The following is a 22,905-nucleotide window of genomic DNA, read 5'->3' as shown; positions in this document are numbered from 1 at the left end:
CATTATTCATTGTTCCGGGTACCCCTATGTCTGTCAGTGCGCTGCCGTACCGACCCCATAATCATTCTGCCTGCGTCAGCGAAGCTCTGAGCGATGCCCGACGCATCTGCCGGGCACGCAATGTCCGGCTCACACCGACTCGGGAGCGGGTTCTGGAGCTTGTGTGGCAGTCCCATAAACCCCTGGGGGCCTACGATCTCCTCGCGCTACTGACCACCGAAGGCTACAGCGCTGCACCTCCGACAGTGTACCGGGCGCTCGATTTTCTGCAGCAGAATGGCCTTGTCCATCGTATTGCGTCCCTCAATGCGTTTATAGGCTGCACCCATACCGGCAGCCGTCATAGCAGTCTGTTCCTGATCTGCCGGTCCTGCCGCAATGTGCTTGAGCTGACTGTACCCCAGGTCGCTGAAGCTCTTGGTTCGGTCAGTGAAGCGGAAGGCTTTACCGCTGAGGAAACCACGGTGGAAATAGCAGGGCTCTGCCCTGCCTGCAAATCGGGACCCAACGATGAGTGAGGCGCTGGTGGAACTGACCGGCGCCACCATTGAGTTCGATGGGGTGCCGGTGGTGAAGGGCATTGATCTGGTGGTGAACCCCGGCGACATACTCACCATTATTGGGCCTAACGGTGCTGGTAAAACCACTTTGATCAAGGCGGTCATCGGCGTGCAGGCGCTTACTCACGGCAGCATCCGGCGACAGAAAGGCCTGACGATCGGCTACGTTCCCCAGAGCCTCCACCTGCAGCCGACCCTGCCAATGACCGTCGGCCGATTCATGGCCATGACTGGCGAGCCTCGGTCGGTCTGCCAGCAAGCCCTGACCGATACCGGTATCGGCCATCTTGCGGATGCTTCGGTGCATCGCCTTTCCGGAGGCGAGATGCAGCGCCTGTTGATCGCCCGTGCGCTGGCACGCAAACCCAACCTGCTGGTGCTTGATGAGCCGGCCCAGGGCGTTGACATCAATGGTCAGGCCGCGCTTTATGATCTGATCCGCAGCCTCAGGGATCGGCTCAACTGTGGCATTATCATGATCTCCCACGATCTCCATCTGGTGATGGCCGCAACAGACCGGGTCATCTGCCTCAACCAGCACGTCTGCTGCAGTGGGTATCCGGCAGAGATATCCAGTGACCCCGGGTTCGTGGAGGTGTTCGGTCGCTCGGTCGCAGACAGCCTGGCGGTCTACCACCACCAGCACAACCACCGCCACGATCTTCATGGCGAGGTCATCTCACCTACAGCCGAAACGCAACCTCACAAAGACTGCAGCCATGCCACTCATTGATCATATCCTGGGCGACTTTTTCTGGCGGGCACTGATAGGCGGCCTCGGGGTTGCCCTTGTGGCGGGCCCCCTGGGTTGCTTGGTAGTCTGGCGACGCATGGCCTATTTCGGAGATACACTCGCCCACTCGGCTTTGCTGGGGGTTGCCCTGGGGTTCCTGCTGCAGTTGCCCATGAACCTGACCATCGCGATGACCTGTGTTGGCCTGGCGGTGGCCCTTGTCTTCCTGGCCCGTAGCCGGTCCCTGGCCACCGATACGCTACTGGGCATTCTCGCCCACAGCTCCTTGGCCGTCGGCCTGGTAGCCCTGAGTTTCATGCCGGAAGTACGGGTAGACCTGAACGCTTACCTGTTCGGAGATCTGCTGGCCATGCGTCGTGACGACCTGGGCTGGATCTACGGTGGCGCAGCGGTAGTACTGGCACTGCTGTATTGGCTCTGGCGGGGCCTGCTGATGAGCACCGTCCACGAAGAATTGGCCAAGGTAGAAGGCATTCCGGTCGAGCGCCTTCGTCTAATCCTTATGCTTATGTTTTCGCTGGTTATTGCCGTCGCGATGAAAATTGTCGGGGTACTGCTGATCACTGCCCTGCTGATTATACCGGCAGCCACCGCCCGGCGCATGGCCAGAAGCCCTGAACAGATGGTCTGGCTGGCCATGGCCATCGGCATGATTGCAGTAAGCGCAGGACTCAGCGCTTCCTGGCATCTGAACAGTCCGGCGGGCCCCTCAGTCGTGGTCAGCGCCTTCATCATGTTCGCACTCACCTATACCTTGTTGCGAAAACAGCGGGGTTGAACGAGACAGAGGCTACCTGACCTGCTAACGGACACTTGGAGGCAGGGCCGGGCTAGCGTAGAGTCGGACCAGACACGCAAGCCGCATTGCTGACGTCGGGAGGCGGACATGGACACCCCTATACCTGCACGATCGCGCCTGCTGCTCTGGCTGTTCCTGCCGGTGCTCATCCTGGGCCCGCTTATTACCTGGCTACTGGCACTTCAGGTGCAGGACCACAGTGTCATGCTCCGGCGCCACATACTTGCCGAGCAGCATCATGGGGCAACGGTACGACTACAGGCGCAGATAGACCACCTGATCGACGCCGCCCAACACCTTGCTGACCCGCTGCCACCCAACGAGGCCACGTTCCGCGAGCATGCCGCCACACTGATCGCCCGTGAACCAGGGCTGAGAGCAGTGGAGTATCTGGAAACCGTCTCCCACGGGCTTCGCTCTGACCTCGAGAAGCAGCTATCGGTTGAGCTCGGCCAATTCATCAGGTTCGGCCGCTGGCAGCAGGAGGAGCCCATCCAGACCATGCCCGATGCCGACGAGTACCTGGTCATCCGCTGGGTGGAAGGGTCAAAAAATCACGGCCTTACGGCCGGCCTGGTGGCAGATACCGTGCCTCACTGGCAGGACGCCCTGAGAGTCGCGCTGACTGAGGGCGAGGTAACGGCAACCCCCCTGACCAGCCTGCCGGGGAAAGAGGGACAGTCCCGTACAACCCGGATTTTTATTCCCGGCTCCGAGGATCGGCTCCTGGGGCTTGCGGTTGATCCCGCAGAGTGGCTTGCCAAGGCCCTTGAGCCGACCCGGCTGCCGGCTACCGAGCTCACGGTCCATGATGTGGACCAGCACACGAAGTCACCGCTGCTGCGATTTGTCGCACTCGGGGATCAGGAGCCCAACCAGGCGCTGCGTTCCGAGGTACAGATCGGTAACCGCCAGTGGCTTGTGACCACGACGCCTACCCGAGCCTTCCTCCGCGAACCGTCGCAACGGCCAGTGCAACTGGTCTGGCTTGCCGGACTGGCCATAACCGCCATTGGTGTGATTGCAACCTTGATCCTGAGCCGTGCGCTTGCCGCCAATCGGCGTGCCCTGGAAACCGCAGAAGACACCAACGGTTACCTGGAGCGCCGACTCGACAACAACCAAGTGGAGAAAACGATTCTCACCCAGGCCCTGAACAACAGCGAACAGCGAAGCCGGGACCTGGTGGCCCTGATCGGTGGCTTCGTCTGCGAGTTAGATGAGCACCAGCAGGTGACCTATGTCTCGCCCCAGATCATGGACATCCTCAACCGGCCACCGGCAGAGCTTGCCGAGCGACCGTTTCATGCCTGCGTGCACGAAGCTGACAGGGCAAACTTCGAGGCAGCCATTGCCTCGGCCCGCCAGGAAAGGAAAATGGCACGGATCGACCTTCACCTCGTCAACGACCGTGGCATAGCGGTCGCTGTGACCATGCGAATCACCGCCGTTATTGACGCCGTCAGCGGTTGTACCGGATTCCGCATGACCGGTCAGCCCCGCACGGAGGCTTGACTCCCCCCGCTGCCGGAGCCTCTGCCTGGCCTCACCTGAAGTTAGCCGCGACCGTGCAGTGGCCGTACCACGTCGGCGATACGCCCCGACTCTGTAAGCTCCAGAAACTCGTCACCGAGGCGATCACTTTCAGCAATGGCGATCTGCCAGGCTTTCTCTCGCCCGGCGTCATCGTTCATATAGCGCTCAAAGTCCTTGCGGTCCGGTAACTTGCGGTCAGGCAGACTGGCCAGGTACTGCCGGGAGGGCGCGATCAGTACAACGTCCTGCAGCCCGGTTTCATTGCCTCTGCGCCAGGGCAGTGTTTTGTCGAACCAGCCGGGGATAATGCAATCGGTAAAGTGGGGATAGAGCACAATGCCCGGCTGCTCGTAGGGCAGATCCAGGTGGTAGTCCAGCAGGCCTCCATCCCGGTAGAGGCCATCCGGTGCACCGGGTATGTTGCGGACGCCGGACATCACCAATGGGATGGATGCCGAAGCCAGCAAGGCCGGCATCAGATTCTCACGGTTGAGGGCGACATGGTGGCTGGTGAAATCCATCAACTGGGAAAGGGGCGTCCTGAGGCGGCTGTCATGGATGATGCCGCGCTCCATAAAACGGCTAAGATGCCTCCTGCTCACCATATTGGCGCTTATGGCATTCATCAGCCCCAGTGAAAGCCTGCCCCTGCTGTCCTGCTCAAGCATGCCCCGGCTACGAACCACCATAATGCTGAGCCGGTAATGGGGGTGCGAAAGGATGGCCTCTTCCTTTCCTGCCAGCAGGGTGTCTAGGAACAGCATGCTCTTGCGGGTAACCTCAGCGGGGCTGACGCCCTTGGCAAACCTCTGGGAGGTGTAAAGCTCAGCCAGACGTGCAAGTTGGGCCCTGGGATCACCGGAGGCAACCGCCGCAAACCGCCAGCTTCCTATCGATGAACCGATCAGCGCACGTTCCTGGGGTGCGCCCGGCAGCCAGTCACCAAAAATCGCCTTGTCCAGACCAGAGATACCCAGGGCCTTGGGACCTCCGGCGGCGCCAGGCACCACGTGCACGTCCGCGGCATTCAGACCGTTCGTCCTTATTTTTTGTATGGCTCGGCGCCCGGCGCGGATGGTCAGGGCTGGCGGGCGAGCATGAATTGCAGTCATAGAGGCACCTGGAAATAGCGGAATTTTACCGAAGTCCGATGCCCCAAACCACAGGCAGGCCATGGCAACCATCAGCCTTGGCTTCAGGTATACTATGGCAAACTGTCCCTGAGCCCGGTTTATGGCCGCACCCAGCAACGGCACGTCAACTCGCCAGAAACTTCTGCTTTGCGCATTGAGACTCTACGCCGAGCGCGGTCTGAAAGGGGTGTCGCTCAGGACCATCAGCTCTGAGTCGGGCACGCGCAATTCCTCCGCCGCCCATTACCATTTCGGCAACCGGCTTGGCCTTATCGAGGCGGTGCTGACTCTGATCACTGATCACCTTCGGCCCCGGTTCGAAAGCTGCATCAACCGGGTTGAAGCTGCCGAGGCGCCCTCAATAAGGGATGTGGTGCGGTCATTCGCGCTTCCCTACCTCCAGCTGAGCACGCCATCGCTGCCTTGGGGCACATCGGCGTTACGGTTCATGGCCCATCTTCATGCCGACAATACCCAGGAGGTGATGCTCCTGCTAAACCGCCACTTCCGTTTTGAAATAGAGCGGATCGAGGCCCAGCTTCATCGGATCTTGCCTGGTGTGCCGCGCAGTAGCTTACGCATCCGTCTCGCCTTCACTTTCGTAAACCTGATCCATGGCGCTACCGAAATAGAGATGCTCGCCAATACTCCTTTTGGGAATATCCGGCCCGACGACACCACCCTGTTTAACGAATTCGTGGATTACGTAGTTGGCGGGCTGGCGTTCCAGCAAGGGCGGCCCTGATAAGCCCAGCGCTCTGGACAGAAAGCGGAAGCCCGGAGCCCGACCACCGCCTTTAGGCCGCGGGCTCAGGTAAAGCTCTGGTGGAATTCACGAAAGGCCCGGAAGACTTCCGCCGGGCTTTCATAATGGGGATAATGGCCTACCCCGCGCAGACTCACTACGTCGGGGGACGGCACCAGTTCCCGGTATCGCAGGGCCATGGCTGCCCCGGAGACCGGGTCAGCGGTACCGGAAACCAGCCGCATCGGCTGTTGCGCTGACTGCAGGGCCTGCACCCACCGGTTGCGATGACAACGGCGCTCCTCCATGTAGTGTATGAGGCGGTGCAGGACGCCCCGGCCGTTATTGTAGGTCAGCAGCTGCCAGAAGTTATCGAGTTCCTGCTGGCTTGGCCGACGTTCGGCAGAAAACAGACGGCAGAAATTGGCATCGAACACGCTGCGGGTGAGTCCGCGACTCAATAGGCCACCGATGGGACTCGATAACAGGCGTTGAATCATCATGGGGCGATGTACTTCCGGAAACAGGGCACCGTTGAGAAAACACACACTGGCGATCCGGAAACGTAGCAAACCTTCCTGCTCCCGGGCCAGCAGTTCCTGGGCGACGCTGCAGCCGTAGTCATGGGCCAGGAGGTGAACGTTTTTCAGACACAGGGCCTCTATCCAGCCTTGCTGGAGATCCGCCTGATCTTCGATACTGTAGGCATAGTTAACGGGCTTGTCAGAAAAGCCAAAACCCAGCATGTCCAGGGTCAGTAGCCGGTATTTGTGAAGGTTGAACAATGGCCAGAGAAGGCTGTAGTCCCAGCTTGCAGTAGGAAAGCCGTGAAGCAGCACCAGCGGCTCGCCCTCGCCCATGATGCGGCTGAAAATGGCATGGTTGCCGTAGTTGAACCACTTGCCATCGTTCTGCCATTGTTCCGGGGACAGCGCGGTACCGGCTACGGTTTTTCCGCCATAGTGGGGAACGACTCGCTCCATGGGTTGTCTCTGCCTTCTCCTGGGGGCTTGCAAGATTTCGCTCCTGAACTTTAAATCAAAGGCGGGTGCTAAACCAGAACCCTTTGACGGCATTCAGGAATGTGTGAACCAGCAGAACTTGCTACTCTGCGCCGCGAATTCTTTACAGTTGTTTTAATCAATCACGGGAACTGGACAACGACATGACTGACAAGCTCAACCTGCTCACCGGGCATTACCGGGAAATTATCGCCAACCTCGGCGAGAACCCGGAGCGTGAAGGGCTTCAGAATACGCCGGAACGGGCTGCCAAGGCGATGCAGTTCCTTACCAAAGGCTATGCCCAGAATCTCGAGGATCTGGTGAACGGCGCTATTTTCGAGTCCCAGATGGACGAGATGGTCATTATTCAGGACATTGAGCTTTACAGTCTGTGTGAACATCACCTGCTGCCGTTTATTGGCAAGTGTCATATCGCCTATATACCCCAGGGCAGGGTTCTGGGTCTGTCCAAGTTCGCTCGCATCGTTGATATGTATGCCCGACGCCTGCAGATCCAGGAAAATCTGACCCGGGAAATTGCCACCGCGGTCGAAAGCGTAACTAACGCCAAAGGTGTGGCCGTTGTCATAGAGGCCCAGCACATGTGCATGATGATGCGGGGAGTGGAAAAGCAGAACTCGCTGATGAAGACCTCGGTCATGCTCGGCTCCTTCCGGCAATCCCAGGCCACCCGGACCGAGTTTCTCACACTGATCCAGAAGCACTAGGATTCACCTTTCCCAGGTAGAGCACCATGCCCCAGAGCAATCCCGAGCAGTTGCGCACCATCCTTGAGTCGGCCCGGACCATAGCCCTGGTAGGCGCGAGCGAGAAGATCCATCGCCCCAGCCACGAGGTCATGGCGTACCTGCAGGGACGCGGCTACCGTGTCATTCCGGTCAACCGCCGGCTGGCAGGCCAGACACTGCTAGGCGAACAGGTATACCCGGACGTTCAGTCCCTGCCCAAGGGGGTGGATATGGCAGACCTCTTTATCAACCCGGAGCGCGTCGGACCTGTAGTGGACGCCGTGATTGCTGCCGGGATTCCGGTAGTCTGGCTGCAGCGCGGGGTTATTGATGAGGAAGCGGCAAACCGGGCCGAAGAAGCCGGTTTATCCGTGGTCATGGATCGCTGCCCCAAAACGGAGATACCAAGGCTGGGCGTGCCCCTCATCCCCAGGGGGGATTGCTGAAAGCAGGCGCTACTCTACCTGACGCCCTCAGCGATAATGTCACCTTACCTTACACTTTCTCCTGATGGGGCTTCAGGAAATGTCTCAGGGATGATGGGCAACCTTCGATAAACGCGCAGTTTTATCAGATACGGAACTGAATTTGCGTACTACCTCCTTCCAAGGGAACGAAAATCGTCCACATACGGAGGTGTTTCATGAGAGAGCCCATTCGGTCATTTAGCAAGATTTTCTTTGTGATTTCTGTCTTTTGCGTGGCGTCTTCCTGGAGCCATTTGCCCTTTTAGCGCCCAAAAAACAGAGCTTTAACATAAGTCATACGTTCACAGGGTGCGAAGTTTTCCGGTTCTGTCATAATAGGAAGTAACCTGCATCCAGTGACGCCCATGTTGTTTCGACGTAAAACTGCCAAACCAGCCGCCCGGCGTTTCCAGAAACGGCCGGATCCCGCCATGATGGACACGGCCATTCCCCGTACCCGCCTGCCTGTGGATATGGTGGAAATCGGCATGCGAATCATCAAGCTGGACCGTCCCTGGACTGAAGTGCCCCTGCTCTTCCAGGGCTTTGTGGTGGACACTCCCGATCAGATACAGACCCTGCGGCATTATTGCCACTGGGTCCTGGTGGAGGGGGATCCAAAGCGCCTGGCCATCATTGACGAGCGTCTGGAAGCGCTGAACCGCAAAGTGAACCAGCCACTGCCTGAACTGCGCTCCCTGAAGCAGGAGCTTCCCAAGGCCAAAGCCGCCTATGGCCAGACCCAGGATTTTGTCGACCGCATACTGTCCGACATTGAGGCCGACCGCGAACTTGATTTTAGTGACGCCAAGCCGCTTATTCATAACTGTGTCCAGAGCATCCAGAGCAACGCCAATGCCATGTTCTGGATGGCCCGGATCAAATCCCAGGACGCCTATACGGCCGAGCACTGCCTGAGGGTCGCCATTTACGCCATCGCCTTCGGCCGCTTTCTCGGCATGCCCCAGGAAGATCTTCAAGTTATCGGCCTGTGCGGCCTACTGCATGATATTGGCAAACTGAAAGTACCGGCCGGGATACTCAACAAGCCCGGACCCCTGACCGCAGATGAGATGGCCGAGATGCAGCGGCATACCGAGTTCGGGTATCAGTTGCTGCAATCCCACCATCAGCTGGAACCTATTGTCGCCGACGTGACCCGACACCATCACGAGCGCATTGATGGCAAGGGCTACCCCCACCGACTGGACGAATGGCAGATCAGCCGATTTGCGCGCATTGTCGCGATTGTCGACGCCTTCGATGCCATGACCAGTGACCGCTGCTACCGGGAAGGCATCCCATCATCGGAAGCCATGAGGGAGCTCTACCGTGGCCGTGGCGAGCAGTTCGACGCTAACATGATCGAAGCCTTTATCCGCATGGTGGGCATCTACCCCGCTGGCACACTGGTGGAGCTTTCCACCGGTGAAGTGGCGCTGGTCATTGCCGCTCACCCGGGCAAGAAATTGCGGCCCCGGGTGGAAATCATCCTGGGCGCCGATAAGCGGGGCACGGTCCCCTATATCATCGACCTGGCCGAAAACCCGCTTGATTCCGAAGGCCGGGCCTACTCCATAAAACAGCCACTGGCCGACGGGGCCCATGGCGTTTCCCTGGGGGCGCGTATTGGCCAGGTTATGGCGGTCAGTGGTCACGGAGCTGCTGGAGCCTGACCTGTATCATTTTTCGCCAGTAGTCCCGACCGGAGTTCAATGTGGACAGTAAACCCTCGACGACCCGCTTGCTGACGCGCAGCCTCTGGAGCCCTGTTCTGCCGGTGCTGGTCTTTTTGCTGTTTCTCGTCGTTGCCGGCCTGCTGAAACACGGCATAGAACAGGAGGAGAAGTCCCAGCTCGACAGCAGCATCGAGGCTGAAGCCACCACCCTTGCCCGCGAACTCCAGCAGGATTTCAATGCCCATACCCTGGCCTTGCGCCGCATGGCTGCGCGTCGAATGGCCCAGCCCGACCTTCCTGAGGCGATCTGGCGCGCTGATGCCCGGCGCTACCTGGAGCACTTTGGCACCTACCAGGCGGTGGAATGGATCGATTCTGATTTCATCATCCGCTGGGCCGAACCCATGGCCGGTAACCAGGAAGTGATCGGCTACAACGTCGCATTTTCCGATAGCCGGCGCCGGGCACTGCAAACCTCTGCCCTTACCGGCGCCATGGACGTTTCGGGCGTCATCACTCTGAAACAGGGGGGTACCGGCCTGGTGATCTACGAACCTATCGGCCAGGCCGAAGCCAACATGGGCTTCATTGCCGGGGTGTTTCACATGGAGCAGTTGCTGGAGAGCCTGAACATACCGCGCGTCAGAAAAAACTTCCATATTGACGTTCTGGACAAGGTTGGGCCCATTTACCAACTGGAGGCACAAAAACCGGCCGAAAAGGAATTCAGGCAGAGCGTCGCCCTGCCGTTACCTGAGATCAACTGGACTTTGCAACTCACGCCCACCACCGGCTGGATAGAGCGGCAGCAGAGCCTCTGGCCGGTGTTCACATTTCTGACGATTGCGCTGATGGGACTTCTGGTGAGTCTCGCCATCCTGCTGGTGCAACTGGTCATGAAGCGTAATCAGGTGCTGACCAGGACTCAGAACGACCTGCAACAGGAAATCTATACCCGCGAAGCGGTCCAGCAGGACCTGGTGCGGATTGAATCCACCGATGCCCTGACCGGTCTGGCCAATCGCCGTTTCTTTATGGAAGACCTGGCCCACACGCTGACAATGGCTGACCGTCAGTTACGCCAGGTTGCACTCATCATGATCGACCTGGAGCGTTTCCAGACCCTCAACGATTCCCTGGGGCACCAGTTTGGCGATGAGCTGCTGGTGGCGGTGTCCCAGCGGCTCGACAGCCTCAGTGATGAGCGGGTGCTGGTGGCTTATTCCGGCGGCGACGAGTTCATGATCTGTCAGCAACAGGTTGAAGCCCTTGACGACGTTATCGGTCTGCTGGGTCAGTTGCAGCAGTGCTTCGGGCAGCCCTTCATGGTCCAGGGCCAGGAATACAGCATTACCGCGACCATGGGTGTGGCTGTGTTTCCGCAAAGCGGGCTCGATGCCGACCTGCTGCTTCGGAACGCGGACATTGCCCTGTACAGGGCCAAGGAAAACGGACGTAACAGCTATCAGTTCTACACCGAAGGCATGCAGGACCGGGAAGTCATGCGTCTGGAGCTGGACAACGACATAAGCGTTGCTCTGGCAAAAGACGAGTTCGTCCTGTTTTTTCAGCCCCAGCTGGACCTGGCGACCATGCAGGTGGGCAGTGTCGAGGCACTGATCCGTTGGCAGCACCCGGTTCGCGGCCTCATTCCCCCAATGGACTTCATACCCCTGGCGGAAGAAAGTGGCCGGATTACCGACATTGGCCGCTGGGTTGTGCTCGCCGCTTGCCGACAGCTCGCCGAGTGGCGTGAGGGCCCCCTGGCCCACCTGCGCATTGCGGTGAACCTGTCGGGGCGCGAGCTTGATGACGATCATCTGGTGGATCATATCCAGCAGGCCCTGGAGCGGTTTGGTGTGCCCCCCGATCGACTGGAAGTCGAGCTGACCGAGGAAATCTTTATCGATAACCTCGAGCGCAACCTGAACCAGCTGACACGGCTCAACAAGCTAGGCATTCACCTGGCGATCGACGATTTCGGGGTGGGCTACTCATCACTTGCCTATCTGCGGGACTTTCCGGTTGATCTGCTGAAAATCGACCGTTCCTTCATAACCCGTGTCACAGAGCGTCACGACGATGCGGTCATTACACGTGCCGTTATCAACCTGGCCCACAACCTGGGCATTCAGGTAGCGGCAGAAGGCATTGAAACCGAAGCCCAGCTCAACTTTTTGAAAAATCATCGCTGCGACCTGGCCCAGGGCTACCTGATCAGCAGGCCCATCCCCGCTGATGAACTCCATGCCCTGCTGGTCAGGGGCATCATCTTTGATGACCTCACCAGCCTCAAGTAGGCCCTGCCCTGCGCAAATGCTGATCCGGTTCAGGCTCGGCCCGTAGATTCGCCGAGGCACAGTCTTGAAATCGGCCGTCTGGCTGCCCAACCTATTCAGTAGATACCACGTAACGACAGGACCCTATGGCGAACCGATATCTTACCAAGACACAGGACCAGCGCCTCCGACGCTGGGAAACATGGAATAAGGGCTATTTCATTTTCGCCTTTGTGACCCTGATCATCGTGCTTGTATTCAGCAGCCAGCTGGGTCTGTCCAGCGCCGACAGCTGGGGTCCGCTGGGCCTGATCATCGCGTTACTTGTCGCGCCCATTATTGTGCTGCAGGCCCGGCTGACCTGCCCGGCCTGTGGCTCAAAGATCGGCTGGCGGGCAAAACTGATGGCACCAGACCAATGCCCGGCCTGTGGCGTATTCCTGCGGGCCAGGCAATCGGACAATCCGTAACGACGGGCGTCAATCAATCCTTGACCTATGAGCCACTCCAGGGTTTTATACTTCCATAACACCCTTTTCTCAAGGAGCGGCACGTGAAAGTAAAGGATCTGGCCCAGGCCGCGGATGTCAGTCCTGATACCGTCAGGTTCTATACCCGGGAGTTGCTGCTGCACCCCAGGCGCAATCCGTCCAACAATTATCAGCACTATGGGCCTGAAGACCTCCAGCGCCTGAGGTTTGCTCGCAAAGCTCGGCAGTTGGGGTTCTCGCTCCCGGAAATCCGGCAGATCCTGCAACAGGCGGACGATCATCACTCCCCCTGCCCCATGGTCCGGGAGGTGTTTGAGCAACGCCTGGCTGAGGTAGAGGCCCAATTACAGGCGCTGACCGAGCTCCGGGACCGCATGAAAGCAGCCATGGCAACCTGGCAGTCGATGCCGGACGGCTCCCCAGACGGCCACACCATCTGCCAGCTGATTGAACACTGGGACACCCCTATCACCGAACCGATCACCGAACAGGGAGAGGTCTGAGCGATGAACGAGACGTCCAATCCCATCTCGACAGTACGGATCCGCATTTCCGGTGCCTCCTGTCAGGGCTGTGCCCGCAAGATCCGAACCGCCCTGGCCGATCTTGTGCCCGATCCGCAAGACGTGGAGATCGATCTGGAACACCAGCTGGTCACCTTGCCAGAAAGCATCGATCCGGAGGAGGCCGCTGTCCGCATCAGCGACGCCGGTTATCCCGCGTCACCCCTGAGCCGTAGCTCCAATGATTCCGCGGACCCGGCGCAGCGCAATCATGTTGGGCCGGATCAGCCCCGACAGGCGCCCGGAGGCACTGAATCTGGCGAGGACGTGGTTGAGCTCGCCATTACCGGCGCGACCTGCTCCTCCTGCGTTCGCGCCATCGAAAACGCCCTGCTGTCAGTGTCCGGTGTCACCTCGGCCCACATGAACCTGGCTGACCAGACCGCCACTGCCCGGGGCAATGCGAATCCTGGCCAACTGATCAAAGCGGTGGACAGTGTCGGCTATGGGGCCAGCGTGATTGAAGATCCGGACCGGGCTGATGAAGCCAGGGAACAGGAAGACCGCAGGCACTACCGTGAACTCCTGATCAAGATGGCCTTCAGCCTGGGCCTGGGGGCAGTAATGATGATCTGGGGCATGACCGTGGGCGACATGATGGTGACCCCGGACAACCGCATGGTCTGGGCGGTCTTCGGATTTCTGACCCTGCTGGCACTGATTTTCACCGGCGGACATTATTTCTCGGGCGCCTGGAAAGCCCTGCGTCACCATAATGCCAACATGGACACCCTCATTGCCCTGGGTACCGGCACCGCCTGGCTCTATTCCAGCGTCGTGGTCAGCGTGCCGGACCTGCTGCCGGATATGGCTCGCCATGTTTATTTCGAGGCCTCGGCGATGATTATCGGCCTAATCAACCTGGGCCAGGCCCTGGAACTGCGGGCCAAAGGCAAAACCTCCCAGGCCATCAGGCGTCTGTTGGATCTGCGGGCAAAGACCGCGCGGGTCATCCGTGACGGCGAGGAGCGGGATTTACCGGTGGAAGAAGTCCGGGTCGGTGATCACATCCGGGTCCGGCCTGGCGAAAAGCTCCCGGTGGACGGGGAAATCGTCGAAGGCGAGACCCGTATCGATGAAAGCATGCTGACCGGGGAGCCCATGCCGGTGAGCAAGAAAGTGGGCGCGGAAGTCTCCGCTGGGACCATCAACAGTCACGGGGCGTTCATCTACTCAGCTACCCGGGTGGGCAGTGAAACGGCCCTGGCCCAGATCATCAGGCTGGTCAAGAAGGCCCAGGGCTCCAAGCCCGCCATCGGCCGCCTGGCGGACGACATCTCGGCTGTTTTCGTACCCATTGTCATGCTGATTGCGGTGACGGCCGCCCTGGTGTGGTTTAACGTGGGCCCCGACCCCCGGGCCGTGCACATGCTGGTGGCGGCCACCACCGTGCTGATCATTGCCTGCCCTTGTGCGCTCGGCCTGGCAACGCCCATGTCGGTGATGGTCGGCGTGGGCAAGGCCGCGGAGTATGGCGCCCTGATCCGCCAGGGTGATGCCCTGCAGACCGCCGGCAAGCTCAACCTGGTGGTACTGGACAAAACCGGCACCATCACTGAGGGTCATCCGAAGGTTACCCATCTGTCGGCGGGTTCTGGTCAAGACCCAAGCCAGGTGCTGGCCCTGGCCGCAGGCCTTGAAATTCACTCCGAGCACCCGCTGGCCGAAGCGGTGGTTAACCGGGCACGGGAGCAGAAGGTTACCGCAGAGCCGGTAACAGACTTTGAGGTGCTCAGCGGCAAGGGTGTCCAGGGCTTTTACGAAGGCAGTCGGCTGCGTTTGGGCAACCGGCGCTGGCTGGAAGCCGAAGGTGTAGAGCTTGATGGCCTTGAGCAAGCCACTTCGGACATTATCGAGGCTGCAGGAACGCCCCTGTTTCTGGCTATGGAGCAGACCGCCCTCGGGGTGATCGGCGTGGCAGATGCGGTCAAGCCAGACTCTGCCGAAGCCATTGCCAGGCTTCACAAGGCCGGCATCAAGGTGGTGATGGTAACCGGCGATATTGAGGCCACAGCCCAGGCCATAGGCCGGCAGGCCGGTATCGATGAAATTCAGTCAGAAGTTTTACCCGAGGACAAGGCCCGCATTGTCAGCCAGTACCGGGAGCAGGGCTACCGTGTCGGCATGGTGGGCGATGGCATTAACGATGCGCCGGCACTGGCGGCAGCCGATGTGGGCTTTGCGATCGGTACCGGCACCGATGTCGCCATCGAGAGCGCATCCATTACCCTGATGCGGGGTTCCCTGCACGGGGTTGCGGATGCCATCGAGATTTCCCGGGCGACGGTGAGCAACATCCATCAGAACCTGTTCGGCGCCTTCATCTACAACACCCTGGGCATTCCGGTGGCCGCCGGCCTGCTGTATCCGGTCTGGGGCGTACTGCTCAGCCCGATCTTCGCCGGGGCCGCCATGTCGCTGTCATCGGTTACCGTGGTCACCAATGCCAACCGCCTGCGGCTGTTCAAGACAAGCCGTGGCCAAGGGGAACAAAATGGTTGATATTCTGGTCAATGTCACAGGCGTCGTCCTGATGGGCGCAATCATCGGCTGGTTCTGGCTCAGCGGCAACAGACCCGGCAAGACCAGCCAGCGCTCCGGTAAAACCCGCTCCGAATCACATCACTGAGGAATACCCAATGACCGTCATTCTACGCGCAAAGATAGCCGCTCTGGTTCTGGGGCTGGGCATCAGCAGTATGGCCCAGGCCGAAGATCCGGATACCGTCACGGTTTACAAGTCACCCACTTGCGGGTGCTGCGAAGACTGGGTCACGCATATGGAGGACAATGACTTCGAGGTCATCGTCAAGGACACCCAGAACCTGAACCCCATCAAGGCCGAGGCTGGCCTGACCCCTGCCCTGGCCAGCTGTCATACCGCCTTCGTGGATGGCTATGTGATTGAAGGGCATGTGCCCGCCTCCGATGTGCGGCGCTTGCTGGAACAGGGCGTCGAGGCTCGCGGCCTGGCTGTTCCTGGCATGCCGGCAGGATCGCCCGGCATGGAAATGGGCGACCGCCAGGATGACTACCAGGTCCTGCTGTTCAATGATCAGGGCCAGACCAAGGTCTTTGCCACTTATCCCGAGTAAGGCCTTGTTCTGTCAGGGCGCGCCTTCCTACAGGCAGGGAAGAGGCGTCCTGGTGTGATACAAATTACCGGTCTGTAGCCTATGAAGGTCTGACGCAGGGGGGCATAAACGGTATACTCGCGACAAATCTTCATGTTCCCCCAGCCAGGTTCCCTTGCATGTTAAACGCCGACGCCCTCCAGCAGTTGCGCCAGCTCAAGACCCATATTGAAGCCGAGAAGGTAGTGCACACGGGCACTATCAAGGCCACTAACGGCCGCTTCGGCTTTGTAGCACTGGACGACGGCCGCGATCTGTTCCTGCCACCGGAGGAGATGCAGAAGGTCTTGCCGGGGGACCGGGTCAGTGTAACCGAGCAGACCGGGGACAATGGCAAGACCCAGGCCGCTATTGATGAGTTGCTGGAAACCCGGCTCAATACCTTTGTCGGCAAGTACCAGATACGAGGCAAGGGCCACTTCGTGGTACCGGAAACCCCGGGCATTAACCGGTGGATCTTCATTCCGCCCAAGCATCGCCTGGATGCCCAGCCCGATGATTTCATCTATTGCCAGATGATCCGCCACCCCATCAAAGATGGCAAAGGCCAGGCCGGCGTCCTTAAGGTCCTTGGCAAGGCTGGCGAACCAGGCATTGAGCGGGCGTTCACCCTGGCCTCGTTCGATCTTGATGACGCCTGGCCCCAGGCCGTGGCGGAGCAGGCCCAGGCCCTGGACGAAACCACTGTGGCTGACCATCTGGAAAGCCGGGAAGATCGCCGTGACCAACCGTACATCACTGTCGACAGCCCCAACACCCAGGATATGGACGACGCCCTCTGGGCCGAGCCCAATGCCACCGGCTGGAAACTTTCGGTTGCGATAGCCGACCCCACTGCCCTGATTGAACCCGGCAGCCCGGCGGAGACCCTGGCCCGGGAGCGAGCCACGGCGATCTACTTTCCCGGTGAGCCCAGGCCGATGCTCCCTGACTCGCTCAGCACCCGCCTGTGTTCGCTCATGCCCGACGTAGACCGTCTGGCACTGGTCTGTGACATACAGGTCAACAACGATGGCAGTCTCGGCGCCTACAGTTTCCACCGGGCCGTTATCCGCTCTCAGGGCAAGCTCAGCTATGATCTGGTGGCGGCCGTTATTGAGGACAGGGACCACGACGATCTCCGGTCCCTGGCGGAACCGGTGCTTAAAAACGTCGACCAGCTCCACCAGGCGGCGGTGGCTCTGCGCAAGTGGCGCGCCGCCCATGCCCTGCTGGCCGCTGATCGCCCCGAGTTCCGGCTTCGACTGGATGAGAACCGTCGTATCCGCCAGATTGAACCGGCTATCCAGAACGAAGCCCACAGGCTGGTTGAAGAGTGTATGGTCGCCGCCAACCGCTGCGTTGCGGATTTCCTGAAGCAACAGGCAAAAGGACTGTTCATCTGTCATCCCGGTATCCGGGACGACCGTGCGGACAATATCCGGACATTGCTGGCCAACCACGCAGCAGACCTTGCGGACACAGACCCGACCACACCGGAGGGTTTCAGCAAGCTCATGCGGGAAACCGATGGACTGGAGGCCGACGTGCCGGTCAAGGCCGTCATCTCCCGCCAGCTGGCCCGAGCCGAGCTAAGCTTCGAACCCGGCGCACACCAGGGCATGGGTCTTGGCGTCTACACCACCTTCACTTCGCCGTTGCGCAAATTCAGCGATTTCCATGTCCATCGCCTGCTCAAGCACCTGGTCTGGCAAGAATCGGCTGCCCAGCTTTCAGCCGATGAACTCAGACAGTTGCAAGCGGCCCAGATCAAGGCCCGCCAGGCCGCAAACAGCCTGGAAAACTGGCTCAAGAGCGAATTTGCCAAGCAGCTTGGCCCGGATGCAAAAACCGGAACCATCACGCGCACCTTGCCCGCAGGCTTTTTTGTACGCCTGGACTGTAACGGCCTGGAGGGCTTTGTCAGCTGCAAGACCCTGGAAGGCAAATTCAGTTTTGATCCGGTCACGCTCAGGCTGACAGGCAAAAAACAGGCGTTCCAGCTTGAGCAGCGTGTCACCGTGGCTTATGCAGGCACCGATGAGGAACGCCGCCAGATTAACTTCAAGCTGATGGAAACAGACCCGACAGACGCTTGAAACAGCGGCCCGGAACCACCACTCTTGTAACTGCGATACGGTGGATTACCGCCGTATCGGCGGCAGGAGTTTCCTATGCGCCCTGATGAGTTTATGAAGAAGTACGGCTTCGACAAGGAAGACGAGGAGCCCGATCACAGCCTGAGAAAGAATGCCCTTGAACATGCCCGGCATCTCAAGCGGCCCCACGCCGGCACGCCCCATGACTGGGAGGAGTGGGAGCGGTTCCGCAAGGAACACCCGGATGAGGTTGATCCTTCGGAGTCCGACACACCCTGATCAGTCGTTCAGCAGCTTTTCCAGTTTCAGGTCCTTGTTCCGCCACTGCTCGCCCAGCCATTGCTTCACCTTGCGCCTGAACTCAGGATCGGTGGCGTAGTCCCGGCCTTTCAGGTCCTCAGGAATGGTCACGGTTTCGATGATCATGTCCACTTCCTTGACCCTGCCACACAGAAAATCCCAGAAGCCGGGCGCGCCACCCGGGTAAGCGATGGTCACGTCCACCAGGGTCTGCATGGAGTTCCCCATGGCATCCAGCACGAATGAGACCCCGCCTGCCTTGGGGGCAAGCAGATGCTTGTAGGGCGACTTCTGCTGGTCGTGCTTGACCTGGCTGAACCGGGTTCCCTCCACGAACACCATCACGCTTACGGGGGTATAGCGAAATTTTTCACAGGCCCGTCGGGTCGACCTTAAATCCTCACCCCGTTTTTCCGGATGCTTAATCAGGTACTCGCGGCTGTAGCGCTTCATGAACGGGAAGTCGAGGCCCCACCAGGCCAGGCCGATGACCGGCACCCAGATCAGCTCACGCTTGAGAAAGAATTTCAGAAAGGGCGCCTTGCGGTTGAATACCCGCTGCATGGCAAAGATGTCCGCCCAGCTCTGGTGATTGCTCAGCACCAGATACCAGCCCTCACGTTTGAGCTGGTCGTCACCCTCAACCCGCCAGCGGGTATCCTGGGTCAGCTTCATCCAGCCGGTGTTGCATGCTACCCAGGATTCGGAAATCCAGATAATCACCCGGGTACAGCGCACGCGGAACCCGGTATGGGGTATGGCAAGCTTGAGCAGTGCAGGTATGTACAGAAGCACACACCAGAACAGGGTATTGATGGCCAGAAGTATCGAAGCGATGACACCAAGTACTGGCGGGGGAAGAAAGCTGAGCATGTTATACATCCAGTTATTATTGGGCATTCGTAGAGGTCGATCATACCAATGCTTGAGCCCGGTGGGCAGCTACCGACTGACCTAATTGCCCCGGGCCTGTGACACCTTCGCCACTGCAACGACCGGTACGGGCCCTATACTGTTAGCATCGCAAACAGATTCACACCGCAAGCCAACCACAAGCAAACCGCAAGGGATTCCCATGGCCAGTCTGATCCAGTCGGCTATCCGGCAAAGCCGGGCAGTCTCACACCAGGTTCGCAACTATACCGGAAATGCCTTTGACCGGGTGTTCCGCGCAGCCTCACTTGTCCAGGCTGGCCAGACCCCTTTTGAGGTCATACACCGGGACTCGCTGGTAAGCCTGCGCTACTACCCACCTTTTCTGGACGCTACCATCGAGTTCGACGGCGAGATGATCCCGGTTGAGGCAGGCACCTATCTGACGCCCATCGTCATCGTTCCTCCTCTTGCGATCAACATGCTGATCTACGACCTGTTTCCCCAGCGCTCGCTGGTACGCTACCTGCGCGCCCGGGGCTTCGAGGTCTACCTGATCGACTGGGGAACCCCTACCCGCGACCACAGTCATTACAATCTTCATACTTACGTTGCCGAGTTGCTGCCCCAGTACCTGGACCGGGTCCGCGCCCACAGTGGTGAGCCTGCGCTATCCCTGCACGGCTGGAGTCTGGGCGGCATGTTCACGCTGTTTTACGCAGCCCTGAGCCGGGATCAGCATATCCGCAATGCCATTATTCTTGGCTCACCCATCGACACTCATGCCTCCGGGCTGATGGGGCTGATGTCCCAAGGCTTCGACAAATTGGCGAGGGCGGTCCACAGACGCACCGGACTGCTACTCCATGACATGCGTCCCGACTGGTTTCATTCACCGGGCTGGCTCAACACCATCGGGTTCAAACTGACCAATCCGATCGGTAGTCTGGCGGGTTACTGGGAGCTGGTGGTACGCCTGAGCGACCGTGAGTTTGTTACCAGCCATGCCACCACGTCTGCGTTTCTCGATCGCATGGTGGCCTACCCGGGGGGTATTGTTCAGGACACCATGGTCCGGGTATGGCTGGGCAATCAACTGTCGCGGGGCAAGATCCAGGTGGGGGACGACTATGCCCACCTGGAAAACGTCAACGCCAATCTGCTGGCTATCGCCGGGGACAGCGATACCATGGTGACTCCGGATGCAGCACGCCGGGTGATGGATCATGTCAGCTCCAGGGACAAAACCTTCCGGGTTATCCCCGGCGGCCACATGGGCATTCTGGCTGGCAGCAATGCGCCACGGGCCAGTTGGGTTGAAATGGCAGACTGGCTGGCTGCCCGCTCCGGCCGGCAGATACCTAAGCGCGCTTCCGCCTGAGGTCTCTGCCTGAGTGACAGGAAAACTTTACCGGTCAGCTGTGGTGACACAGCCCCGAAAGCCCTAGACTGGATTCATGAACAGTCATGATGTTTTAAATCTGGATGTGCGGGCGCTGTCGGTCTTTATCACCGTTCTCGATGAAGGCAGTGTCTCGGCGGCCGCCGTTCGCCTTGGGGTCAGCCAGTCCGCCGTCAGCCACACCCTGGAGCGTCTTCGCAAGATCCTGGGTGATCCGCTTTTCGTCAAATCGGGGCGCGGTATTGCCGCGACCCGTTATGCGGTCCAGATGGGCCCCCATGTGCGGCAGATACTGGATGACCTGCGAACGCTTTCAGCCGGCCCGCCGTTTTCCCCTAAGCAAGCGGAGTTCACGTTCACCGTCGCCGCCAACGATTACCAGCGGGACCTTCTGCTGCCACCGCTGATGGCGCGTCTGGTGACCGCCGCGCCGGGCATCCATCTCCATGTCATGCCCTCGGGCATTCCCTCGGCCGACATGCTGCGCAAGGATGTCTGCGATCTCATCATTTCACCTCACCCACCGGACGCCAGCGATATACTGCAGAAGCGCCTGCTGGACGATCACATGGAAGTTTTTTTTGATGCCGACCAGCGGCAAGCGCCCCGGAATCTGGCTGAGTATCTTCGCAGCCGCCACATTGGCATTCTGTTCAGTGCCGGCGAGCGAATGGCCCTTGAAGGCTCGCTTCAGGCCCTGGGGCTGAGCCGTAACAGCGTGATTACCGTGTCCAACTTTTCCGGGCTACCCGGTTTCCTGCGCGACAGCGATCTGCTGGCCACCGCCCCCTCGCGCATGGGTGACCATCTGTTGAAAGGCTTCGGGCGCTGTGCTTTGCCGTTCCGGCACAAGCCGTTTTCCCTTCTCATGCTCTGGCATCATCGCAACCAGAACGACCCGGCCCACCGATGGTTGCGGCGGATGCTGGTGGAAGTCGCCGAAGCCTGCGACGCCTGACCTATTAGTTTTCGTCATCAATGGTATGAGCTGGCGAGCCCTTATCTTCCCCGATTGCAGGCGTACAATGAACATCCTTAGCTAACTTACGAACAGGATTGTTCATGCTTGCCCTCACCAGTGTCTGGACCACCATCTTGCTCGCCGCGGCCGTGGCGCTGGGTCCGCTGGCAACGGACATGTACCTGCCTGCCCTGCCCTCCATGGGCGCCATGCTCAACGCCGGCACCAATCAGGTCCAGCTCACCCTGAGTAGCTACATGGCAGGCCTGGCCCTGGCGCAACTGGTCTGCGGCCCTCTGGCCGACCGGTTCGGGCGCAAGCCCATCATGATCGGGGGTTTTGTCCTGTTTGCGGCTGCCAGCATCGGCTGCGCCCTGGCCACAGATATTGAGACCCTCATTCTCTGCCGTTTCCTGCAGGCCCTGGGCGGCTCCGCCGGGCCGGTGCTCGGGCGGGCCGCCATCCGGGACATTTACACGCCTCGGGAAGCGGCCCGCATCATGGCCATTCTGGCCAGTATCATGGCCCTGGCGCCCGCCGTTGCCCCGTCCATAGGAGGGTTGCTGCTGACCGGATTCGGCTGGCCCGCCATTTTCCTCGCCCTAGGCGGCTATGCCCTGGTGATGGCCGTGGTGGTTGCCTTTGGCATACCTGAGCCGATGGCACCGAAGCACCGCCAATCCCTGCGCCTGGGCAGCCTGTGGACCAACTACAGCGCCATCGCCCGCGACAAAAGCTTTCTGGGCTATACCCTGACCAATGCCCTGGTTTTCTCGGGCCTGTTTGCCTTCCTGTCGGGTTCATCCTTTGTACTGATCGATTTCATGGGGGTCAGGCCCGAGTTCTTCGGGTTTTATTTCGCCGCTATGGTTGCCGGCTATATAGGGGGCAATCTGGTTGCGGTCAGGCTTGGGCGCTATCAGGCACCGGACCGTATTCTGCTGCTGGGGATAGGTATCTGCGCGGCATCCGGGGCGCTGATGGCAGCACTGGCTGCGGCTGAGATGTTCCATATCACGGCGGTGATGGTGCCGCAGACCGTGTTTATGGCCGGGGTCGGGATGGTGCTACCCCAGACCATGGCCGGGGCGTTGGCCAACTTCCCCCATATGGCAGGATCAGCGTCAGCCCTGTTCGGCTTTGTCCAGATGACTTTTGCCGCCCTGATCGGCATGCTGGTCGGTCATATGCACACCGGCACCTCCCTGGTCATGGCCTCGGTCATTGCCGGTTGTGGCCTCGGGGCCCTGCTGACCTACCTTGTGCTGGTCCAGCGCTATCCGGCCCCGGACTTCGAGCCGCTGCCCGCGACGCAGGGCTGAACCCTGCCAATCAGCGCCACCCAGCCCATTCTGGATTCAGAAGTGGCTGACTTCGCCACCATGGTCGTATAGCCAT

General features: G+C 59.7%; 22 protein-coding genes. 19 read left to right on the top strand and 3 right to left on the bottom strand.

Translation table 11 applies throughout. From position 1 onward, the window contains the following. Positions 1-26: 26 nt before the first annotated feature. The 4 genes from G7W63_RS09710 (at position 27) to G7W63_RS09695 (ending at position 3,628) form a co-directional block, all read left to right on the top strand. Entirely contained in the window at positions 27-518 is a 492-nt protein-coding gene (locus tag G7W63_RS09710) for a Fur family transcriptional regulator (protein ID WP_166256754.1), read from the top strand. Continuing rightward, entirely contained in the window at positions 511-1,293 is a 783-nt protein-coding gene (gene znuC / locus G7W63_RS09705) for a zinc ABC transporter ATP-binding protein ZnuC (protein WP_166256751.1), read from the top strand. Before G7W63_RS09710 ends, znuC begins: the two co-directional genes overlap by 8 nt. Further along, a complete protein-coding gene (gene znuB / locus G7W63_RS09700; RefSeq protein WP_166256748.1) occupies positions 1,280-2,092 on the top strand; it encodes a zinc ABC transporter permease subunit ZnuB in 813 nt (270 codons plus the stop codon). Before znuC ends, znuB begins: the two co-directional genes overlap by 14 nt. A gap of 108 nt (positions 2,093-2,200) precedes the next feature. After that, positions 2,201-3,628, top strand: a complete 1,428-nt coding sequence (locus G7W63_RS09695) for a CHASE domain-containing protein (protein WP_166256745.1) — start codon at positions 2,201-2,203, stop codon at positions 3,626-3,628. 41 nt (positions 3,629-3,669) lie between these two features. Here the strand turns inward: G7W63_RS09695 and G7W63_RS09690 are convergent, their stop codons facing one another. Continuing rightward, positions 3,670-4,761, bottom strand: a complete 1,092-nt coding sequence (locus tag G7W63_RS09690; protein ID WP_166256742.1) for a patatin-like phospholipase family protein — start codon at positions 4,759-4,761, stop codon at positions 3,670-3,672. 121 nt (positions 4,762-4,882) lie between these two features. Between G7W63_RS09690 and G7W63_RS09685 the strand changes: the two genes are divergently transcribed. Further along, the gene (locus G7W63_RS09685; RefSeq protein WP_166256739.1) at positions 4,883-5,527 is read left to right on the top strand and encodes a TetR/AcrR family transcriptional regulator; all 645 of its coding nucleotides are present in this window, start codon (positions 4,883-4,885) and stop codon (positions 5,525-5,527) included. A 65-nt stretch (positions 5,528-5,592) separates the two neighbouring features. On the opposite strand, the gene G7W63_RS09680 is transcribed toward G7W63_RS09685, so the two are convergent. After that, entirely contained in the window at positions 5,593-6,510 is a 918-nt protein-coding gene (locus tag G7W63_RS09680) for an alpha/beta fold hydrolase (RefSeq protein ID WP_166256736.1), read from the bottom strand. 182 nt (positions 6,511-6,692) lie between these two features. On the opposite strand from G7W63_RS09680, the gene folE reads away from it, so the two are divergent. From folE to G7W63_RS09630, 11 genes are all read left to right on the top strand, one after another. After that, positions 6,693-7,259, top strand: a complete 567-nt coding sequence (folE, locus tag G7W63_RS09675) for a GTP cyclohydrolase I FolE (protein ID WP_166256733.1) — start codon at positions 6,693-6,695, stop codon at positions 7,257-7,259. Between the two features lie 26 nt (positions 7,260-7,285). Continuing rightward, the gene (locus tag G7W63_RS09670; RefSeq protein WP_166256730.1) at positions 7,286-7,726 is read left to right on the top strand and encodes a CoA-binding protein; all 441 of its coding nucleotides are present in this window, start codon (positions 7,286-7,288) and stop codon (positions 7,724-7,726) included. A 386-nt stretch (positions 7,727-8,112) separates the two neighbouring features. Continuing rightward, positions 8,113-9,423: an HD-GYP domain-containing protein gene (locus G7W63_RS09665; protein ID WP_166256727.1), complete on the top strand. Its 1,311-nt coding sequence runs from the start codon at positions 8,113-8,115 to the stop codon at positions 9,421-9,423. Positions 9,424-9,464: 41 nt separating this feature from the next. Then, entirely contained in the window at positions 9,465-11,726 is a 2,262-nt protein-coding gene (locus G7W63_RS09660; RefSeq protein ID WP_242634374.1) for a putative bifunctional diguanylate cyclase/phosphodiesterase, read from the top strand. A 125-nt stretch (positions 11,727-11,851) separates the two neighbouring features. Then, positions 11,852-12,175, top strand: coding sequence for a hypothetical protein (locus tag G7W63_RS09655; RefSeq protein ID WP_166256724.1), 324 nt, complete (start codon positions 11,852-11,854; stop codon positions 12,173-12,175). A gap of 83 nt (positions 12,176-12,258) precedes the next feature. Continuing rightward, positions 12,259-12,699 (top strand): MerR family transcriptional regulator, encoded by a 441-nt coding sequence (locus G7W63_RS09650; RefSeq protein ID WP_166256721.1) that lies wholly within the window; start codon positions 12,259-12,261, stop codon positions 12,697-12,699. A 3-nt stretch (positions 12,700-12,702) separates the two neighbouring features. Beyond that, positions 12,703-15,261 carry a heavy metal translocating P-type ATPase gene (locus G7W63_RS09645; RefSeq protein ID WP_166256718.1) on the top strand — a complete coding sequence of 853 codons (2,559 nt, stop codon included), beginning with the start codon at positions 12,703-12,705 and terminating at the stop codon, positions 15,259-15,261. Next, a complete protein-coding gene (locus G7W63_RS20120) occupies positions 15,254-15,388 on the top strand; it encodes a hypothetical protein (protein ID WP_278185420.1) in 135 nt (44 codons plus the stop codon). The genes G7W63_RS09645 and G7W63_RS20120 overlap by 8 nt, the downstream gene beginning before the upstream one ends. A gap of 10 nt (positions 15,389-15,398) precedes the next feature. Continuing rightward, positions 15,399-15,854: a DUF411 domain-containing protein gene (locus tag G7W63_RS09640; RefSeq protein ID WP_166256715.1), complete on the top strand. Its 456-nt coding sequence runs from the start codon at positions 15,399-15,401 to the stop codon at positions 15,852-15,854. 158 nt (positions 15,855-16,012) lie between these two features. After that, positions 16,013-17,971: a ribonuclease R family protein gene (locus tag G7W63_RS09635; RefSeq protein WP_166256712.1), complete on the top strand. Its 1,959-nt coding sequence runs from the start codon at positions 16,013-16,015 to the stop codon at positions 17,969-17,971. A 75-nt stretch (positions 17,972-18,046) separates the two neighbouring features. Continuing rightward, positions 18,047-18,250, top strand: coding sequence for a hypothetical protein (locus G7W63_RS09630; protein ID WP_166256709.1), 204 nt, complete (start codon positions 18,047-18,049; stop codon positions 18,248-18,250). Here the strand turns inward: G7W63_RS09630 and G7W63_RS09625 are convergent, their stop codons facing one another. Continuing rightward, positions 18,251-19,144, bottom strand: a complete 894-nt coding sequence (locus tag G7W63_RS09625) for an acyltransferase (RefSeq protein ID WP_166256706.1) — start codon at positions 19,142-19,144, stop codon at positions 18,251-18,253. Positions 19,145-19,346: 202 nt separating this feature from the next. Between G7W63_RS09625 and G7W63_RS09620 the strand changes: the two genes are divergently transcribed. From G7W63_RS09620 to G7W63_RS09610, 3 genes are all read left to right on the top strand, one after another. After that, the gene (locus G7W63_RS09620) at positions 19,347-20,525 is read left to right on the top strand and encodes an alpha/beta fold hydrolase (protein ID WP_166256703.1); all 1,179 of its coding nucleotides are present in this window, start codon (positions 19,347-19,349) and stop codon (positions 20,523-20,525) included. A gap of 76 nt (positions 20,526-20,601) precedes the next feature. Then, positions 20,602-21,504 (top strand): LysR family transcriptional regulator, encoded by a 903-nt coding sequence (locus G7W63_RS09615; RefSeq protein WP_166256701.1) that lies wholly within the window; start codon positions 20,602-20,604, stop codon positions 21,502-21,504. Positions 21,505-21,608: 104 nt separating this feature from the next. Beyond that, a complete protein-coding gene (locus G7W63_RS09610) occupies positions 21,609-22,829 on the top strand; it encodes a multidrug effflux MFS transporter (RefSeq protein ID WP_166256698.1) in 1,221 nt (406 codons plus the stop codon). Positions 22,830-22,905: the final 76 nt, after the last annotated feature.

Origin of the sequence: Marinobacter salicampi, from assembly GCF_011074795.1 — a bacterium.
Lineage (GTDB): Bacteria > Pseudomonadota > Gammaproteobacteria > Pseudomonadales > Oleiphilaceae > Marinobacter > Marinobacter salicampi.
Note: the sequence above shows the minus strand (reverse complement) of the source record. Positions and strands in the feature narration are given on the sequence as shown.

Coding starts and splice junctions, on each gene's coding strand:
- G7W63_RS09630 (WP_166256709.1), top strand. CDS start 18,047: ATGCGCCCTGATGAGTTTATGAAGAAGTACGGCTTCGACAAGGAAGAC.
- znuC (WP_166256751.1), top strand. CDS start 511: ATGAGTGAGGCGCTGGTGGAACTGACCGGCGCCACCATTGAGTTCGAT.
- G7W63_RS09680 (WP_166256736.1), bottom strand. CDS start 6,510: ATGGAGCGAGTCGTTCCCCACTATGGCGGAAAAACCGTAGCCGGTACC.
- G7W63_RS09710 (WP_166256754.1), top strand. CDS start 27: ATGTCTGTCAGTGCGCTGCCGTACCGACCCCATAATCATTCTGCCTGC.
- G7W63_RS09670 (WP_166256730.1), top strand. CDS start 7,286: ATGCCCCAGAGCAATCCCGAGCAGTTGCGCACCATCCTTGAGTCGGCC.
- G7W63_RS09665 (WP_166256727.1), top strand. CDS start 8,113: ATGTTGTTTCGACGTAAAACTGCCAAACCAGCCGCCCGGCGTTTCCAG.
- folE (WP_166256733.1), top strand. CDS start 6,693: ATGACTGACAAGCTCAACCTGCTCACCGGGCATTACCGGGAAATTATC.
- G7W63_RS09625 (WP_166256706.1), bottom strand. CDS start 19,144: ATGCTCAGCTTTCTTCCCCCGCCAGTACTTGGTGTCATCGCTTCGATA.
- G7W63_RS09615 (WP_166256701.1), top strand. CDS start 20,602: ATGAACAGTCATGATGTTTTAAATCTGGATGTGCGGGCGCTGTCGGTC.
- znuB (WP_166256748.1), top strand. CDS start 1,280: ATGCCACTCATTGATCATATCCTGGGCGACTTTTTCTGGCGGGCACTG.
- G7W63_RS09655 (WP_166256724.1), top strand. CDS start 11,852: ATGGCGAACCGATATCTTACCAAGACACAGGACCAGCGCCTCCGACGC.
- G7W63_RS09645 (WP_166256718.1), top strand. CDS start 12,703: ATGAACGAGACGTCCAATCCCATCTCGACAGTACGGATCCGCATTTCC.
- G7W63_RS09690 (WP_166256742.1), bottom strand. CDS start 4,761: ATGACTGCAATTCATGCTCGCCCGCCAGCCCTGACCATCCGCGCCGGG.
- G7W63_RS09640 (WP_166256715.1), top strand. CDS start 15,399: ATGACCGTCATTCTACGCGCAAAGATAGCCGCTCTGGTTCTGGGGCTG.
- G7W63_RS09610 (WP_166256698.1), top strand. CDS start 21,609: ATGCTTGCCCTCACCAGTGTCTGGACCACCATCTTGCTCGCCGCGGCC.
- G7W63_RS09695 (WP_166256745.1), top strand. CDS start 2,201: ATGGACACCCCTATACCTGCACGATCGCGCCTGCTGCTCTGGCTGTTC.
- G7W63_RS09635 (WP_166256712.1), top strand. CDS start 16,013: ATGTTAAACGCCGACGCCCTCCAGCAGTTGCGCCAGCTCAAGACCCAT.
- G7W63_RS20120 (WP_278185420.1), top strand. CDS start 15,254: ATGGTTGATATTCTGGTCAATGTCACAGGCGTCGTCCTGATGGGCGCA.
- G7W63_RS09685 (WP_166256739.1), top strand. CDS start 4,883: ATGGCCGCACCCAGCAACGGCACGTCAACTCGCCAGAAACTTCTGCTT.
- G7W63_RS09620 (WP_166256703.1), top strand. CDS start 19,347: ATGGCCAGTCTGATCCAGTCGGCTATCCGGCAAAGCCGGGCAGTCTCA.